This window comes from Hymenobacter sp. HDW8 (genome assembly GCF_011305775.1).
GTDB lineage: Bacteria > Bacteroidota > Bacteroidia > Cytophagales > Hymenobacteraceae > Hymenobacter > Hymenobacter radiodurans.
Window position 1 is genome coordinate 3,121,101 of the sequence record NZ_CP049907.1, and the last position, 15,730, is coordinate 3,136,830.

General features: G+C 54.1%; 14 protein-coding genes. 8 read left to right on the forward strand and 6 right to left on the reverse strand.

The features are described from left to right. Window positions 1-65: 65 nt before the first annotated feature. Both G7064_RS13250 and G7064_RS13255 read left to right on the forward strand, forming a co-directional pair. Complete coding sequence (locus tag G7064_RS13250; protein ID WP_166073959.1) at window positions 66-1,319, forward strand: OmpP1/FadL family transporter; 1,254 nt, start codon at window positions 66-68, stop codon at window positions 1,317-1,319. Between the two features lie 23 nt (window positions 1,320-1,342). Next, window positions 1,343-2,800, forward strand: a complete 1,458-nt coding sequence (locus G7064_RS13255; protein ID WP_166073960.1) for a hypothetical protein — start codon at window positions 1,343-1,345, stop codon at window positions 2,798-2,800. Between the two features lie 195 nt (window positions 2,801-2,995). Here G7064_RS13255 and G7064_RS13260 read toward each other — a convergent pair whose 3' ends face one another. The 3 genes from G7064_RS13260 to polA all read right to left on the reverse strand — a co-directional run bounded on the left by G7064_RS13260 (window position 2,996) and on the right by polA (window position 7,378). Next, window positions 2,996-3,892, reverse strand: a complete 897-nt coding sequence (locus tag G7064_RS13260; protein WP_240935493.1) for a YpdA family putative bacillithiol disulfide reductase — start codon at window positions 3,890-3,892, stop codon at window positions 2,996-2,998. 53 nt (window positions 3,893-3,945) lie between these two features. Then, window positions 3,946-4,380 (reverse strand): hypothetical protein, encoded by a 435-nt coding sequence (locus G7064_RS13265; protein WP_166073961.1) that lies wholly within the window; start codon window positions 4,378-4,380, stop codon window positions 3,946-3,948. A gap of 145 nt (window positions 4,381-4,525) precedes the next feature. Continuing rightward, window positions 4,526-7,378, reverse strand: coding sequence for a DNA polymerase I (gene polA / locus G7064_RS13270; RefSeq protein ID WP_166073962.1), 2,853 nt, complete (start codon window positions 7,376-7,378; stop codon window positions 4,526-4,528). A 112-nt stretch (window positions 7,379-7,490) separates the two neighbouring features. On the opposite strand from polA, the gene G7064_RS13275 reads away from it, so the two are divergent. Next, window positions 7,491-8,129, forward strand: a complete 639-nt coding sequence (locus tag G7064_RS13275; protein WP_166073963.1) for a DUF1684 domain-containing protein — start codon at window positions 7,491-7,493, stop codon at window positions 8,127-8,129. Between the two features lie 53 nt (window positions 8,130-8,182). Continuing rightward, a complete protein-coding gene (locus G7064_RS13280; protein WP_166073964.1) occupies window positions 8,183-8,803 on the forward strand; it encodes a hypothetical protein in 621 nt (206 codons plus the stop codon). On the opposite strand, the gene G7064_RS13285 is transcribed toward G7064_RS13280, so the two are convergent. From G7064_RS13285 to G7064_RS13295, 3 genes are all read right to left on the reverse strand, one after another. Continuing rightward, window positions 8,804-9,631: a TPM domain-containing protein gene (locus G7064_RS13285; protein WP_166073966.1), complete on the reverse strand. Its 828-nt coding sequence runs from the start codon at window positions 9,629-9,631 to the stop codon at window positions 8,804-8,806. Beyond that, window positions 9,628-10,083, reverse strand: coding sequence for a TPM domain-containing protein (locus tag G7064_RS13290; RefSeq protein ID WP_166073967.1), 456 nt, complete (start codon window positions 10,081-10,083; stop codon window positions 9,628-9,630). Before G7064_RS13290 ends, G7064_RS13285 begins: the two co-directional genes overlap by 4 nt. Window positions 10,084-10,162: 79 nt before the next feature. After that, window positions 10,163-10,741 (reverse strand): LemA family protein, encoded by a 579-nt coding sequence (locus G7064_RS13295; RefSeq protein WP_133274317.1) that lies wholly within the window; start codon window positions 10,739-10,741, stop codon window positions 10,163-10,165. A gap of 156 nt (window positions 10,742-10,897) precedes the next feature. Between G7064_RS13295 and G7064_RS13300 the strand changes: the two genes are divergently transcribed. The 4 genes from G7064_RS13300 (at window position 10,898) to G7064_RS13315 (ending at window position 15,679) form a co-directional block, all read left to right on the forward strand. Continuing rightward, entirely contained in the window at window positions 10,898-11,899 is a 1,002-nt protein-coding gene (locus tag G7064_RS13300) for a sugar phosphate nucleotidyltransferase (RefSeq protein WP_133274316.1), read from the forward strand. A 291-nt stretch (window positions 11,900-12,190) separates the two neighbouring features. Further along, entirely contained in the window at window positions 12,191-13,582 is a 1,392-nt protein-coding gene (locus tag G7064_RS13305) for a hypothetical protein (protein ID WP_166073968.1), read from the forward strand. A gap of 183 nt (window positions 13,583-13,765) precedes the next feature. Further along, the gene (locus G7064_RS13310; protein ID WP_166073969.1) at window positions 13,766-14,080 is read left to right on the forward strand and encodes a hypothetical protein; all 315 of its coding nucleotides are present in this window, start codon (window positions 13,766-13,768) and stop codon (window positions 14,078-14,080) included. 150 nt (window positions 14,081-14,230) lie between these two features. Continuing rightward, a complete protein-coding gene (locus G7064_RS13315; RefSeq protein ID WP_166073970.1) occupies window positions 14,231-15,679 on the forward strand; it encodes a hypothetical protein in 1,449 nt (482 codons plus the stop codon). Window positions 15,680-15,730: the final 51 nt, after the last annotated feature.

Here is a 15,730-nt window from a genome sequence, read left to right on the forward strand (position 1 = left end):
TTGATTAATTTTTCTACTTACATTTAGTGCCATAAACCGCAAATTCTCACTCATTCCCCTTTTTTATGAAGTTACAATCTCTACTCCTAGTGGGTGGTGCGCTACTTACGAGTACTGCGGCCTCGGCGGGTGGCTATCAGGTGACGCTAGCCGGGCAGAAAAACAACGGCATGGGCGGCGTTGGCGTTGGCTTATCGCTCGATCAGGCTGCTATGTTTTACAACCCGGGTGCGCTGGCAATGGTACGCGAGCGGGGCGTACAAGTAGGAGTTAATGCTACGTTTGCCCGCTCGGCTTTTGTGGCCGAAGGAGGAAGCACGCAGCGCGAGCTACGCAACTCAGTAGTTACGCCTTTTAACCTGTACGCGAGCTTTGGCCCAGCAGAAGGCAAGTTTCGGGCGGGTATTGCGGTGTACACGCCTTTTGGCAGCACGCTGAAATATGCTGAAGGTTGGGAGGGCCGCACGGCTCTGACAGAGATTGAGCTTCAGTCGATTTATGTGCAACCCACTGTAAGCTACGCCATTACGGATCAGATCAGCGTGGGCGCTGGCCTGACGGTATTGGCTTACGGTGCGGTAAACCTGCAGCGCGATGTGCCTTTGCCTGATTCCTTTGGTCATATTGAGCTGGACGGCGAGGCAGAACGCAAAATCGGTTTCAACGCGGGTGTCTTCTTTAAGCCATCTGAGAAGTTTAGCCTAGGTATAAACTATCGTTCAAAGATTGATGCCGAGGTGAAAGGCGGCGACGTTACGTTCACTGGCGTCGATCCTAACTCGGTATTAGCGGCTCGTTTTCCTAATACCAAGTTCGACGCTACACTACCCCTGATTGCTACTACCAGCATCGGTGTCGGTATTATGCCTACCGAAAAGCTCACCATCGGCCTCGACGTGAACTATGCTGAGTGGAGCAAGTACAAAACCCTGGAATTCACGTTTGCTGATCCTATCAACGGCTCCAACACCAGCGTATCGAAGCGTAACTATGAAGATGCGCTGACTTTCCGCTTAGGTGGACAGTACAAAATTACGGATGGCTTGACCGTGCGTGCTGGTGCTGCTTATGATGAGTCGCCAGTACGCGACGGGTACGTGACGCCCGAAACGCCCGACGCGAACCGCGTTAGCGGTACCATTGGTGCTTCGTACGCCGTAGGCAAATTTGGAGTAGATTTCTCAACCCAGTTTGTAAGCATTTCCAAGCGCAGCCAGACGCAAAGCCAGTTGGTGGCCAATGGTACTCAGGACCGCGTAGCAGGTACCTACAAAACCAACATTGTCATTCCAGGTATTGGCCTGAACTACTCCTTCTAACTCTTTGCCTCGCTTGTATCGATATGGCCTCTAAACTGTTTACTAAATCCGCCCCGTTCCTGGCGTTTCTTGGGTTGGCTCTCACGGGCTGCCAGCCTGATCTGGAACAAGACATCAAGCCCAGCAGTGGCACCGCGGACTTCTCTCGCTACATCTCTGTAGGTAACTCTCTAACGGCTGGCTATGCAGACGGCGGCTTGTACTTGGAAGGTCAGCTAAACTCTTATCCCAACCTGCTGGCGCAGCAGTTCCGTAGCGTAGGCGGCGGCGAGTTCGTGCAGCCTTTGTTCACAGAAGCTCAGCGCAACGGTACTGGCTACCTGCGTCTGGCTGGCTTTACTGCTACCGGCAGCCCCATCACAGCTCCGGTTACCACAGAGCTAGCTCTGCGGGCTGGCGCTACAGCGGCTCGTCCGCTCTACACTAAGTTTACCGAGCCTATTAATAACCTAGGTGTACCCGGCATTCGCATGTCGGATATTCTAACGGCTGGCTACGGTAGCGTACAGGGTAATCCACTGTTTGAGCGTATTACACCTGATGCTCAGCCTACTCAAACTTATCTGGCCCGTGTAGCAGCATCCAACCCAACTTTCTTCTCGGCTTGGATGGGTAACAATGACGTGTTGGGTTATGCTACATCGGGTGGAGCAAGTACTGCTCCAACCAGCTCAATAACAAGTACAGCAACCTTCACGGCTAACAACAATCAACTCATCGATGCGCTCACGGCAAATGGCGCAAAAGGGATTGTTGCTACTATTCCAGACGTTACCAACATTCCTTTCTTCACGACGGTAGGACCATCATTTAAAGCTACATTACTGACCCCGCAGCCCGGCTTGCCCAATGGTGTACCTGGCCTAGTAATTCAGACAGGTTCAGCCCCAGGTGGCGCAACCTCTACTAACCGTAGACAAATTCTTACTGCTGATATTCGCGATGCTAGCGGTGTAGGTCGTCAACTCTTTACTCTGACTTCCTCTCCTTTCCTAGGCTTGCTTAACCAGCGTACGGGTCGCGCCTGGCGTTATATATATGGGCAGAGCGGCCAACCAGCCGCCGGTTTTCCGATCTTCCTGACTACTTATGGTATTGATACGCTTCAGACGTTTGGTACTAGCGCGGGAAATCCTATTCCAAGCGCCTTCGTGCTTGACGATGTTGAGCAGACGGCAGTACGCACAGCTACTACCGCCTTCAACAATGCCATGATAGCCAAAGCAACGGCAAAAAACTTAGCTGTATTTGATGTGAATGGCTTTTTCGCTCGTGTAGCCAGCGGTGGTATCGTGACGAACGGCGTGAACAATACCGCTCAGTTTATCACGGGCAACTTGTTCTCTTTGGATGGTGTGCACTTAACTCCTCGCGGTTACTCCATCGTGGCTAATGAGATGATTCGCATCATCAACCAGCAGTACGGTGCATCTGTACCGACGCTGAATGCTAATGATTATCCTGGTGTGAAGTTCCCTTAATTCGCCTCATTAAAAAGTGAAAAGGCCTTCTCCTGCACAGGAGAAGGCCTTTTTTGTGTGAATCAACTGACCGATGTTATGATAATTGTACGGGCTGAAGCACGGGGGGCAAAATAGGAACTGCCTGGCCAGCAAGGTGCGCGGCAATAACGGCCGCATGATAGCGGCCGTTCTCAATAAACCACCGACTGGTATTTAGCCCCCGCACACGGTACCAGCCAAGTATACACCCGTGCGGTTGGTTTCGAAAGTCTCGGGATCGTGCCAGGGAGTGCACACGGCATCTGGCTGCGTGTCGATGCCTAGGGCAGCAAGCAAGCTGTAGTCGGGACGGTAGCCAGTGAGGGCGTAAATGAAGCTGGCCGGTAGGGTTTGGGGGGCATTTTCTGTCACTACATCTATCTCGCCGGGTCGGATGGCCGAAATAGTGGTGTTGAAAAGGGCCTTGATTCGACCCTCGGCAATACGATTCACCAAATCTGGCCTAATCCAGTACTTCACCGATTCGGCCAACGCTGGTCCGCGCACTACTAAGGTCACATCAGCGCCCGCGCGGGCTAATTGCAGCGCCGCTTTGGCCGAAGAATTTTTGGCCCCCACCACAATTACCGGCTGACCGACATGGGCATAGGGCTCTTTGTAGTAATGGCTTACGTGGGGCAGTTCTTCGCCTGGCACGTTTAGCTTGTTGGGCACGTCAAAGAAACCCGTCGCTACAATCACTGATTGAGCCTGAATAAGCCCCAGATTCGTGCGCAGCTCGTAGGCACCCGCTTCGCCTTCCAGCCCTAGCACGCGCTCATATAGGCGGAGATTGAGTTTTTCGGCGAAGGCTACGCGACGGTAATAATCCAGTGCATCTTCACGTAGGGGCTTGTAGCCACTAGTCGGGAAAGGGTAGCCACCAATTTCGAGCAGTTCGGGCGTGGAGAAAAACTCCATATTCGTAGGATATCCCACGATAGAATTAACCAGCGCGCCTTTGTCGACAACACAAACCGACAGACCACGGCGCTGCACCTCAATAGCGCAGGCCAAACCCACCGGTCCTGCACCGATTACTACTACATCAAAAGAAGGATTCGTCGTCATATATAAGTATACCAACTCAGCCTACCGAGAGTTCATGGCTCACCAATTTGCGGCTATGTTCGGTCGTTCTGCTTTTGTTTCAAGGCTTGCAAAGCTCCTGTCGACCACAGGGCCCAACCCATCAGCACAGGCTGAAAAAACAGCCGGCCAAGTCGTTTAGCATCGGTATCGAGGCCAAAAGCCGAGATATGATGAGTGTACTGGTGAATGTTGCCGGGAAAAACCAGCGCATAGAAGGCTGCCAAGCCCAAACCCATCCGCACCCGGTTCTGCCCTTTCAGTACTAGCAGCGCCAACCCCAGCCCAATTTCCACCACTCCTGATGCCAGCACGGTGGTATCCTTATCCAGCGGCACAAAATCGGGTACCTGGGCCTGAAACTGCTGCCGCGCAAAAGTGAGGTGCCCCGTACCGGCTACAATCATAAAGGTGCCTAGCGCGCCGCGGGCTACATTCTGCAATGTGGAGGTATGGACCTGGTGTGGCATAAGCGCTAAGGATAAATATGGAAGTGTAGCCACGCTATACGGAGGCAAGTGCTTGAAGGGCTTAGGCTCCATCAATTACCGTTATTAAGTCGCTCTATTTCGACGACATTATCATCATGAATCATTCAGCAACATTCCTTCTAGCCTAATGCGCCTGTAGCCAGTTGCTGCCTGTTCCCACCTCTACTTCCATCGGTACGCTCAGCGGCAAGGCGTTTATCATCAACTCTTTAATATGAGGAGTGATGTATTCGATTTCCGCCTTGGGCGCATCAAATACCAATTCGTCGTGGACCTGCAGAATCATCTTGGTGCCTAGCTTTTCCTTTTCCAGCCAATCGTGGATGCGGATCATGGCAATTTTGATGATATCGGCGGCGGTGCCTTGGATGGGCGCGTTGATGGCGTTGCGCTCGGTGAAGCCGCGTAGCGTAGCGTTGCGTGAGTTAATGTCGCGCAGATAGCGGCGGCGACCGAGCAGCGTTTCGGCGTATTCTAGCTCCCGAGCTTTGTTAATGCTTTCGTCCATGAAGCGCTTCACGGCCCCGAATTCCTCAAAATAGGCCTCGATAATATCCTGCGCTTCCTTGCGGGAAATGCTCAGGCGCTGGGCCAAACCAAACGCTGAAATACCGTAGATGATACCGAAGTTCACGGTCTTGGCTTTACGGCGCATCTCGGGATCCACGGCTGAAAGCGGCACATCAAATACTTTACTGGCCGTACTGCTGTGAATGTCGATGCCTTGGCGGAAAGCCTCAATCATCGTTGCGTCCTTGCTGAAGTCGGCCATGATGCGCAGCTCGATCTGCGAGTAGTCGGCTGCAACCAGTAAATGGTCGGCGTCGCGGGGCACGAAGGCTTTGCGGATTTCGCGGCCTTTCTCCGTGCGAATCGGGATATTCTGGAGGTTAGGATTGGTGCTGCTCAGGCGCCCGGTGGCCGTTACGGCTTGATTGAAGGAAGTGTGCACGCGGCCATCTAGCTCACACACAAGCTGCGGCAGTGCTTCCACGTACGTGGAGCGCAGCTTGGTCAGCTGACGGTATTCCAAAATCAGCGCGGCCACAGGGTTGTCAATAGCCAGCACGCTCAGAATCTCCTCGCCGGTGGCGTACTGGCCGGTTTTGGTTTTCTTGATTTTACCGCCACCGAGCTGCATCTTATCAAACAAAACCTCCCCAAGCTGCTTGGGCGAGCCAATATTGAACTCTTGCCCGGCCGCCTGAAAAATCTGCTTTTCCAGATCCGTAATGTAGCCTTGCAGTTCAGCGGAATATTCACCCATGGCCGAGCTGTCGATGCGCACGCCTTCATACTCTACATCGGCCAACACGGGCACCAGCGGGTTCTCTACTTCGTTCAGTAGCTTCAATAGGCCGATTTTAGCCAGTTTGGGCTCGAATACGTGCTTGAGCTGCAAGGTCACATCGGCATCTTCGCAGGCGTAGTCGCTGACCTGGCTGGGGGGCAAATCGGCCATGGTTTTCTGGTTTTTACCCTTGGGTCCGATAAGTTCTATGATAGAAACCGGCGTGTAATGCAGGTAGGTTTCGGCCAGAATGTCCATGTTGTGGCGCATATCGGGCTCCAGCAGGTAGTGAGCCAGCATGGTGTCAAATAAAGGCCCACGCACCCGCACGTTGTAGTGCTTCAGAATAGTGAGATCGTACTTGATGTTCTGGCCAATCTTGCCAATGGTTTCACTCTCAAGAAAAGGCCGAAACTCGTCCACAATAGCCTGAGCGGCAGTCATATCGTCGTGCGGAACCGGCACGTAGTACGCCTCGCCGGGCAGATAGCAGAACGACAAACCCACCAGCCGCGAAGTCATCGTATCCAACCCAGTCGTTTCGGTATCGAAGCTGACTTCTTTCTGCTGCATCAGGAAGCTCAGCAAGGACTTACGCAGTGCCGGCGTATCAATCAGGTGATACTGATGCGGTACGTCCGCGAGGGTGCGTTTGGTGGCGGGGGGCAAAAATTCATCTTCCTCCTCATCCTCCGCGGTAGCTGTAGAAACTGGCGCACCAAACAGCGCAATTTGCCCCCCAGCCGCCGCGCGCCGCGCCCGTGGCGAAGGCGTAGATGTGGTTGGCGCGCCCCCGCTCAGCACCCGCGCCGCCAGCTGCCGAAACTCCAGATCATCGAACAAGGCGCGTAATTGTTCCTCGTTAGGCGGACCCATTTTCAGGGCGTCGGGCTCAAACGGAATGGGCACGTTCACATGAATAGTGGCTAGCTCCTTGCTCATCAGGCCCTGCTCGGCAAAGTTGCGCACGTTTTCCTGCTGCTTGCCTTTCAGCTCATCTACGTGGGCAATCAGCCCTTCCACCGAGCCGTACTTTTGGATCAGCGTTTTGGCCGTCTTCTCGCCAATACCTGGAATGCCCGGAATGTTATCGGACGCATCACCTTGTAAGCCCAGAATGTCGGTTACCTGCTCTACGCGCTCAATCTCGAAGCGCTGCAGGACATGGGCAAGATCCAGCACTTCAGCGGCATTACCCATAAAGGCGGGCCGGTAGATCTTGATTTTTTCGGTAACGAGCTGACAGTAGTCTTTGTCGGGCGTCATCATAAACACCTCAAAGCCTTGCGCTTCGGCGCGCTGGGCCAGGGTGCCAATCACGTCGTCGGCCTCGAAGCCGTCCACCATCAGAATCGGGATGTTGAAGGCATCAATTACCCGCTTGATATAGGGGATGGCCGTGCCGATATCTTCGGGCATTGCCTGGCGCTGAGCCTTGTACTCGGCGAAACTGTCGTGGCGGAACGTTTTCTTCTGAGCATCGAAGGCTACGCCGAGGTGGGTGGGTTTTTCCTTCTGTAGCACCTCCACGAGCGTGTTGGTAAAGCCGAGTACGGCGCCCGTATTCATTCCCTTGGAATTGATGCGCGGATTCTTGCTAAAAGCGAAGTGGGCGCGGTAAATAAGGGCGAAAGCGTCGAGGAGAAAGAGTTTTTTGGGAGTTTCGGGGGCGGTAGATTCGGTCATGGGGGCGAAGATACAAGCGGTAGGTGGGCGAGCGTATGAAGTAAACGCGCCAGAGCCTGCCGTGTTCGGTCAATAATACTACGAGTATGCTAAAGCCCGTGTACTTTGGAGCATGAAATACACTTACCTTTTTCCCCTGCTGCTGGTTTTATATTCCTTGAGCGCCACAGCCCAAACAACGGCTGCCATTCCTACGCTCCCAGCCGCAGACCACGCTAAAGAAGTAGCCGCTTTCCAGCAGGAACTCAACGCTGAATACCGCAACCCGGCCGAGTCGCCCTTGCCCGCGAAGGAGCTAAAGAAATTCAAGGGACTGCCGTTTTTCCCACTCAATCGCGCTGCTCGCGTTGAGGCCCGTTTTATCCGCGATTCGCTGGCTGCTCCTTTTGAGATGGAAACCAGCACCGCCCGCCGGCCGATGTACCGCAAATATGGCGACGCTTATTTCACGCTTGAAGGGCAGGAATTGAAGCTCACTATTTACCAAAGCCTTGATCTACTACAGAAAGAAGGCTACCAAGATTATCTGTTTGTTCCCTTCACCGACCGCACCAACGGCCATAGCAGCTACGGTGGCGGCCGTTACCTCGACTTACACCTCGGCCAAATTCAAAACGGAAAAGTGGTGCTGGATTTCAATCGGGCCTACAACCCGTTCTGCGCGTATGGGGGGCAATATTCCTGCCCCGTGCCGCCGGTCGAAAACCGCTTGCCAGTTGCTATCAAAGCGGGCGTAATGAGTGATCATTAGGAAGTAGCGGTGGCAGCCCCAACGTCTGCTTACTGCCACCCGTACAGTCAGGCATGCGCTACATCTCCCTCGACCTCGAAACCACCGGCGGTAAGCCCCAACGCCATCAGATTCTGGAATTAGCGGCCGTAGTAGAAGACACCAAGCGCCCAAGGCCACTGACCGATTTGCCGGTTTTTCGGCGGGCGGTGCGGCACCCGGAGTACGTAGGCACAGCCGGCGCGCTGGCCTTGAATGCGCGCTTACTGGAAGAGTTGGCGCGCAAGGAGCCCAACCCGGAAATTTGCCCCCCAGAGGAGCTACTGCCTCAATTGCGAGACTTTTTACTGGCTGAAGGCTTCAATGCGGACAAGCACAACTGCGTGACGGTGACGATGGCCGGGAAGAATATTGCCTCTTTCGACCTGGGCTTTCTGCGCGAGCTGCCCGGCTACGGCACTTTGGTGCGGGCTGAGCCCGCTATGCTGGACCCTGCCGCGTTCTATCTAAACTGGAAGAAGGATTCGCGCCTGCCTACAATGAGCATCTGCAAGGCCCGCGCAAAGTTTGACGATAATACCGTGGCGCACGAAGCCGTAGCCGATGCGCTGGATGTTATCCAGCTGTTGCGGCCGTTTTATGAGTTACCAGTATATCAGCAAGTGGGGACGCGTAGCGCCGAAGAAGCACAGTAATTACCAGTCGCCGCTGGCCCCGCCGCCGCCGGAGCTACCGCCCCCGAAGCCGCCAAAGCCACCGCCTCCACCCCCGAAGCCGCCGCCTCCGCCGCCAAATACGCCGCGTCCGCCACTGAAGTCGCCGAAGATGATGGGCGGAATACCCATGCCCCCGAAGCCCCTACTGCGGCGCCCGCCGGAACCACCACCGCGATTGCGCATCAGTAGAAACAGCACCAGCACCCCGATTACCAGCCAGAAAGTCCAGCCGGAGCCGCTGTCGTCGCTGCTGCGTTCTCGTCGGTTTGTGGCTGGGTCGGCTTTGTATTCGCCCTTAGCCAGCGCAATAAGCTGATCCGTAGCCCGGTCGAGGCCATCGTAGTAGCGCTGTTGCTGAAAGGCCGGCACCACGGTATTGGAAATAATACGCTTCGCCAACGCATCCGGCACAGCGCCTTCCAGGCCGTAGCCCGTTTGAATGCGGGCTTTGCGCTCTTTTTCGGCTACCAGAATCAGGATGCCGTTGTTGGTGCCTTTTTGCCCAATGCCCCACGCTTCGTACAGCTGCTGAGCGTAGTCGGCCAGCTCATAATCACCTAGCGTTGGGATGGTTACGACAGCAATTTGAGAAGACGTAGAGTCGTCGTAAGCAACCAGCTTATTTTCCAGGGCTGCTACCTCATCGGGGCGCAGCATACCGGCCAGGTCGTTCACCAGCCGGGGCGGACTGGGTCTGGGGGGCAAATCTTGGGCGAAGGCTGGGGGGCAAATTCCGGCAACGGCCAGCCACAGCAACAGACAAGGGACTAAGATTCGCCAGAAGGCAGAAGGGGAGGGGTGCCTCATGCGCGCGGGGGCGTCGGTTTGCCAAATGAGATTGAATCGTCGAGCTCGTTGCTGTCGGTGCCCGCATCGTAAGGGAAAAAGTGCTGCAACTGCTCGCCTACCATGCGCACGCCTTTTTCCAGGCCGGTCACATAGTCATTGGCCCGGAAGTGCTTCAGCACTGTTTCTTTGGTGGTTTCCCAGAAGTCGTCGGGCACGGCGGCGTTGATGCCGGCGTCGCCAATAACAGCGAAGCGGCGTGCTTCCCAGGCCAGATAAAAAAGAACCCCGTTGCGCTGCGCCGTACGGTGCATGTTCAACTCGGCAAATACCTGCGCGGCCCGGTCCAGGGGTTCGGGGGTTGGGCAGGTATCTTCCAAGTGTACCCGAATTTCGCCTGAGGTCTTGATTTCGGCCTGTCGAATGGCAGCAACCAGCTTGGCTTCCTGCTCCGGGGTCAAAGGGTTCTTCATGTGTTTCTGATCATGGGTTTGTAGCGGCTGGCTTTCTGTTTCACGCTTTTACGCCAAATCAGAAGCCAGCCGCTAAAACTTAAAACTGTACTGTGGGCGCTTTCTGAGAAGCCGCATCGGCCTCAAAATAGCCTTTGGCTGAGAAGCCGAATACACCCGCAAATAAGTTATTGGGGAACTGTCGGATGAAGCCGTTGTAGTCGTTGGTAACGGTATTGAACTTGTTGCGCTCCACGTTGATCCGGTTTTCGGTGCCCTCAATCTGGGCCTGCAATTCCTGGAAGTTGGCGTTGGCCTTTAGCTCCGGATAATTTTCTGACACGGCCAGCAAACGACCCAGACCGGCGCTTAGCTGGCTTTGGGCTTCCTGAAATTTCTGAATGTTTTCGGGGGTAAGCTGATCAGCGTTAAGTTGCACGCTGGTAGCCTTAGCGCGGGCTTCGATAACGCCGGTAAGCGTGCTTTGCTCGAAGTTGGCGGCACCTTTTACGGTGTTTACCAGGTTTGGAATCAGGTCGGCGCGGCGCTGATAGGCGTTCTGCACGTTACCCCACTGGGCTTTAACCGCTTCATCGCGGCTGACCATGCCGTTGTAGCCGCACGACGATTGCGTGAGCAATACCATCAAACCAAACAGGTAGAGAAGAAGACGTTTCATAGGAGTAAGGGAGAGAGGAAGGGAAAGATGGTTGTGGTTACGCATCAAATATTAAATATGCGCAGTGCAAAGTACGGAAACTCGACTTAGCGGTTGTCTTTGGAGTTACTGCCGCACGAATTACTATTTTGCGGTCTTACGCCACGTTTGTCGTTTATGAAAGCTGTTATTCCTGTTGCTGGTATTGGTTCGCGCTTACGGCCTCACACCCACACCCAGCCCAAGTCGCTGGTGCCGGTGGCGGGCAACACCATTCTGGGCCACATTATCGACCGGCTAGTGGCCGCCGGCATTGAAGATTTTGTCTTCGTGATTGGCTACTTGGGCGAGAAAATCGAGAGCTACGTTCGGCGGCAGTATCCGAATGTCCGTTCTGAGTTTGTGGTACAGGAGCCCCGCGAGGGTATTGGTCATGCCTTGTGGGTGGCCCGGGAGTATTTCCGCCACGAAACCGACGGCATGCTGATTCTGCTCGGCGACACGATTGTAGACGTGGATCTAAGTCAGCTGCTGGACACGCCTGGCACTGTGCTGGCCGTGAAGGAAGTGAAAACGCCTTCCATGTTTGGGTTGGTAGAAACGGACGCCACTGGGCAGGTGACCAAAGTAGTCGAGAAGCCGCGCATCCCGAAGTCGAACCATGCGCTGGTCGGGCTCTACAAGATTGCCAATCCCGAACGCTTGGCTACGGCGTTAGAACGCATCATTGCCGATGAGCAGCGTACGCATAATGAGTATCAGCTAACCGATGCGCTTATGCTACTCATTAATGAGGGGGAGGAAATGACCACCACGCCGGTTGATAACTGGTTTGACTGCGGCCGCAAGGAAAGCTTACTTGAAGCCAACGCCCGCCTGCTGAACCGCCCGGAATTTCTGGTGACCCGCGAGTACCCAGAGTTTCCCGACACCATCATCATCCCGCCCGTCAGCATCGGCCGCGACTGCCAGATCCGCCACTCTATCATCGGGCCCAACGTCGCCATCGGCGACCGCACTATTGTGCGCAACGCAATTCTAAGCGACTCTATTATTGGCTCTTATAGTGAGCTTCGCTCCGCCGTCATGCAAGACTGTATTGTGGGTAGTGATGCTTCCTTCAGTGGTCTGAACCACAGTCTGAACATCGGCGACAACACCGAAATCAATTACAGCTAACGGTCTGGGGGGCTTTTTTTGCCCTCATTAAAGTTTGTGCTTCAACTAGTAGACGCTAAATGAAGGATGACGTTCGCTTTGGGTGAATCCCTACTTTAACATCAGCACGCGAAATTCTGCGCTTTGCCTTGCCTGACAGTCTAAGTGGAAAACTTTCGATAATATCGACAAGGCTATACGTCGCGAAGTGGCACAAAATTTTCCGACTTTCTCAGCGTTCCTCCACAACCCACCGGCCCGGCCAGCAGTACGCAGGTTGCGGCACAGGCCGTTTGCCTCTATTTTGCTCCTATGAATTTGCCCCCCAGATTCCGTTTCCAACCTGCGCTAGCCGCTGTGCTGTTAGTATTGGCAGGTTGTTACTCCCGCGATGATGTCAAAACCGATGGCGGCGCGGTATCCGAAACGCAGGTCGAGAATAACAAGACGAAAACGCCCCCCGACAATGCCAAAGTTGCCCCAGATGCATCTGCACCGGTTGCAGAGGAAACTAATGCTTCCGCTGCGCCGCTCACCCAAGTAAATGTGTTTTTGGAGGTGTCGGGCTCGATGGAAGGCTTCATGCCCAAGCCCGGCGCCGATGCTAGCAATACTCGCTTTCAGCAATACGTTGCGCAGTTTCTGTCGGAGTTGAATAACAGCCCAGCGGTAAGCCGCAAGGTGTATTATCGCATTAAAGAGAAGCCCTACCGCGACTCATATCAGCAACTCTCTGGTACTGTGCGCAGCGGCATCAAGGAACCCGCCAGCAGTACCGACATTCCAACGGTGCTCGACACGCTGGTCAGTAATTACTACGATCCGAACACGGTCAGCATCCTGATTTCAGATTTTATTTACTCGCCCAAGAACACCGGCGCCATTCCCTACATCAAGACTGACATTACGGACGCTATCAGCCGCACCCAGCGCCCCGATTTGGCTGTGTCGGTGTACGGCTTCACCTCCGACTTTCAGGGCACGTTTTACCCGGCCATCATGACTGGTGCCCGCAAAGTACCCAACTGCTGCGACACCGATATTCCGTATTATTTCTGGGTAATTGGCCCCCAAGACGCCGTGCGGCGCTTCGATGCAGCCTTGCTGGCCAAACAGCCAGCGCAGCAGGTACATTATGGCATTAAGTATCCACGTCCGGCTTCCTCCTTGCTGAATCGGTACCAGAATAAAGGTGATTGGTACTACGGCGAGAAAACCGCGAGTAAGCGTGAGGCTGGTGCCACGTACCACACGGTAGCCGTACAGGAGGCCTCCGCACAAAACCCGGTAGAGTTTGTACTAGGGCTAAATCTGGGCAATATGCCTGCCTTGTATCAGGATGTAGCTTATTTGAAGCAGAATTTGAAGCTGGTTGGCCAAGACACCGACGCGAAGATCGTCAACGTGGCCGCCGCGACTGACCAGACCCGTACCAGCAGCGGTCCTGAGAATCAATATACCCATTTTGTGAAAGTCCGCCTGACCAAAATGGCCCGTGCTGCGCGTCCTTTGCAGGTTGTGCTCAATGATGCCCGCCCGGCTTGGGTAAGCCAGTGGACCACTCAAAACGACAGCAACATCAACCAAGCCGGCCCGAAGACCTTTGCTTTCGCTAGCCTTCTTGATGGTGTATCCACCGCTGTTGTAGCTGGTCAGCAGGCACCCATTTTCCAGATTCCACTTACGCTTGAGCCTGCCAAATAGCGTCAGGATGTAATAGAGCAAAGCTTGTTTTGCATTGCTCACACAATTCTGTTGAATCTTTAACGTTCAGCGAATCTCCACTCAAAGTTATTTGTACATTTCCGCTATGAAGTCATTTTTTCGCTTTCTCTACGAAATCATCGGTTCCCCCAGCCGCCATCCGAAACGCCAGTTTACCGCGAGGTGATTTTTCCTAACGTCGGCTTACTGACGCTGGGTGTTTCGCTGGCTTTGGTGCTGATTTTCTATTATCTGATCAACCGTGCGATGGGCGTCGCGACCTTTAACAAGATGCGCCACTGGACCATTTTCCTCATTGCTAACGCGATTATTGCTTTCATTATCGCCATCGTGCAGTGCAACAGTCAGCAGGTAGCCGAGCACTCCTACATCTACTGGCTGGCTACGATAAACGCGGTGTACGGCCTACTTTGGTTCTTTCTCTTCTCCGTTATCCTGCGCAAAGGCTCAACCAACGCCAGCACTACACCTTTTTAAGGGCATAAAGACGCGATAGGACGCGTCTTTATCGTTTCTATCGTTAAGCTATAATCAGGCATTGGCCTGATGGCTTCGCGGTAAGACGACAATTCATGCGTTTCTGCACGCATCCGCGAAATCTGATCAATCTGCAAACTCTGCGATTCAATGGCTAAACTCTTTTTATTCGGTATTGGCGGCACGGGCTCCCGCGTTATTCGCTCCCTCACCATGCTGCTGGCCGCCGGCGTACAGCTACCCAATTGCGACCGGGTAGTACCAATCATCATTGATCCCGACGCTCACAACGGCGACATGAACCGGACGGTGGATATGCTGAAAAGCTATCAACAGATTTACAATCGCTTGGGCCAGCGTGAGGATGGCTTCTTCCACACCAACATCAGCACGCTCAGCAGCATTTCGGCTGACACAAACGGTGGTGTGAAAGACACCTTCGTATTCGACTTCGGCGGCATCAATCAAAGCTTCCGCCAGTATCTGAGCTACGATCAACTCTCCATTGATTCCAAGGGATTGGTGGAGCTACTGTTCACGCAGGACAACCTAGAAAGCCCCCTGACCATCGGTTTCCGCGGCTCGCCAAACGTGGGCAGCGTCGTGCTGAATAAGGTAGTCGACTCACCGGAAATCCGGTTTTTCGCCGACAACTTCCAGGCAGGCGACCGGGTGTTTTTTATCTCCAGCATCTTCGGTGGTACAGGCGCGGCGGGCTTCCCACTACTGCTTAAAAACCTCAAGGACCAAAACACGCGCCTAAGCAACGCACGCTACCTACGCGACGCTCTGACCGGCGCCGTGACGGTGATGCCCTACTTTGCATTGCAGTCGGAGGATAACTCCATCATTGACTCCAACAGCTTCCTGACCAAAACCAAGGCTGCACTCAGCTATTACGAGCACAACCTGCAAGGTCTAGATGCATTGTATTACCTGGCTGATACCCCCGATACCCCCTACGAAAACCAGCCCGGCGGCACGGCTCAGCGTAACAAAGCTCACCTCATCGAGCTATTGGCCGCCCTCAGTATCGTGGACTTTATGCAGTACCCTGATGCGGAACTACGCAACGGTGGTCCGCACTTCCATGAGTACGGATTGGGTGTGGATACGCAGGAACTCAACTTCAGCCACCTGCCCGACGAGTCACGGGAAATGATTGCTAAGCAGCTGACGCAGTTCCTGTACTTTACGCGCTACCACAAGCAGCACCTGCCCACCGATAAAGCCCCCTACCACGACAATTTGAACCTGGACTATGCCATGCGCAATGAGCCCATCTTCAAGGAGCTGAATAACTTCCTCCACAGCCCCGAGTTCGGCGTGGATGAGTGGCTGAAAGAACTGGCCCAAAACCGCCGCGCCTTCCGTCCCTTTGACCTGACCACCGACGACTTCAACGCTATGATTGCCGGTAAGCCCGTGGAGAAAAAGTGGAACGACTTCTTCAACAAAGGTCTCAGTCAGAACTACTTCCTCAATAGCCTCAACGACGCCGCCAAATCCATTCAAGAGCCCGACAACTTCAAGAAGCTGCTGGCTCTGTTTGACCGCGTAACGGACAAGGCATTTGAAGAAAAGGTAAAAGTGGTATAAGAATAAAGCTTCCCTTCTCAGCCAGAGAAAGGAATTGCATTACTATTCAAT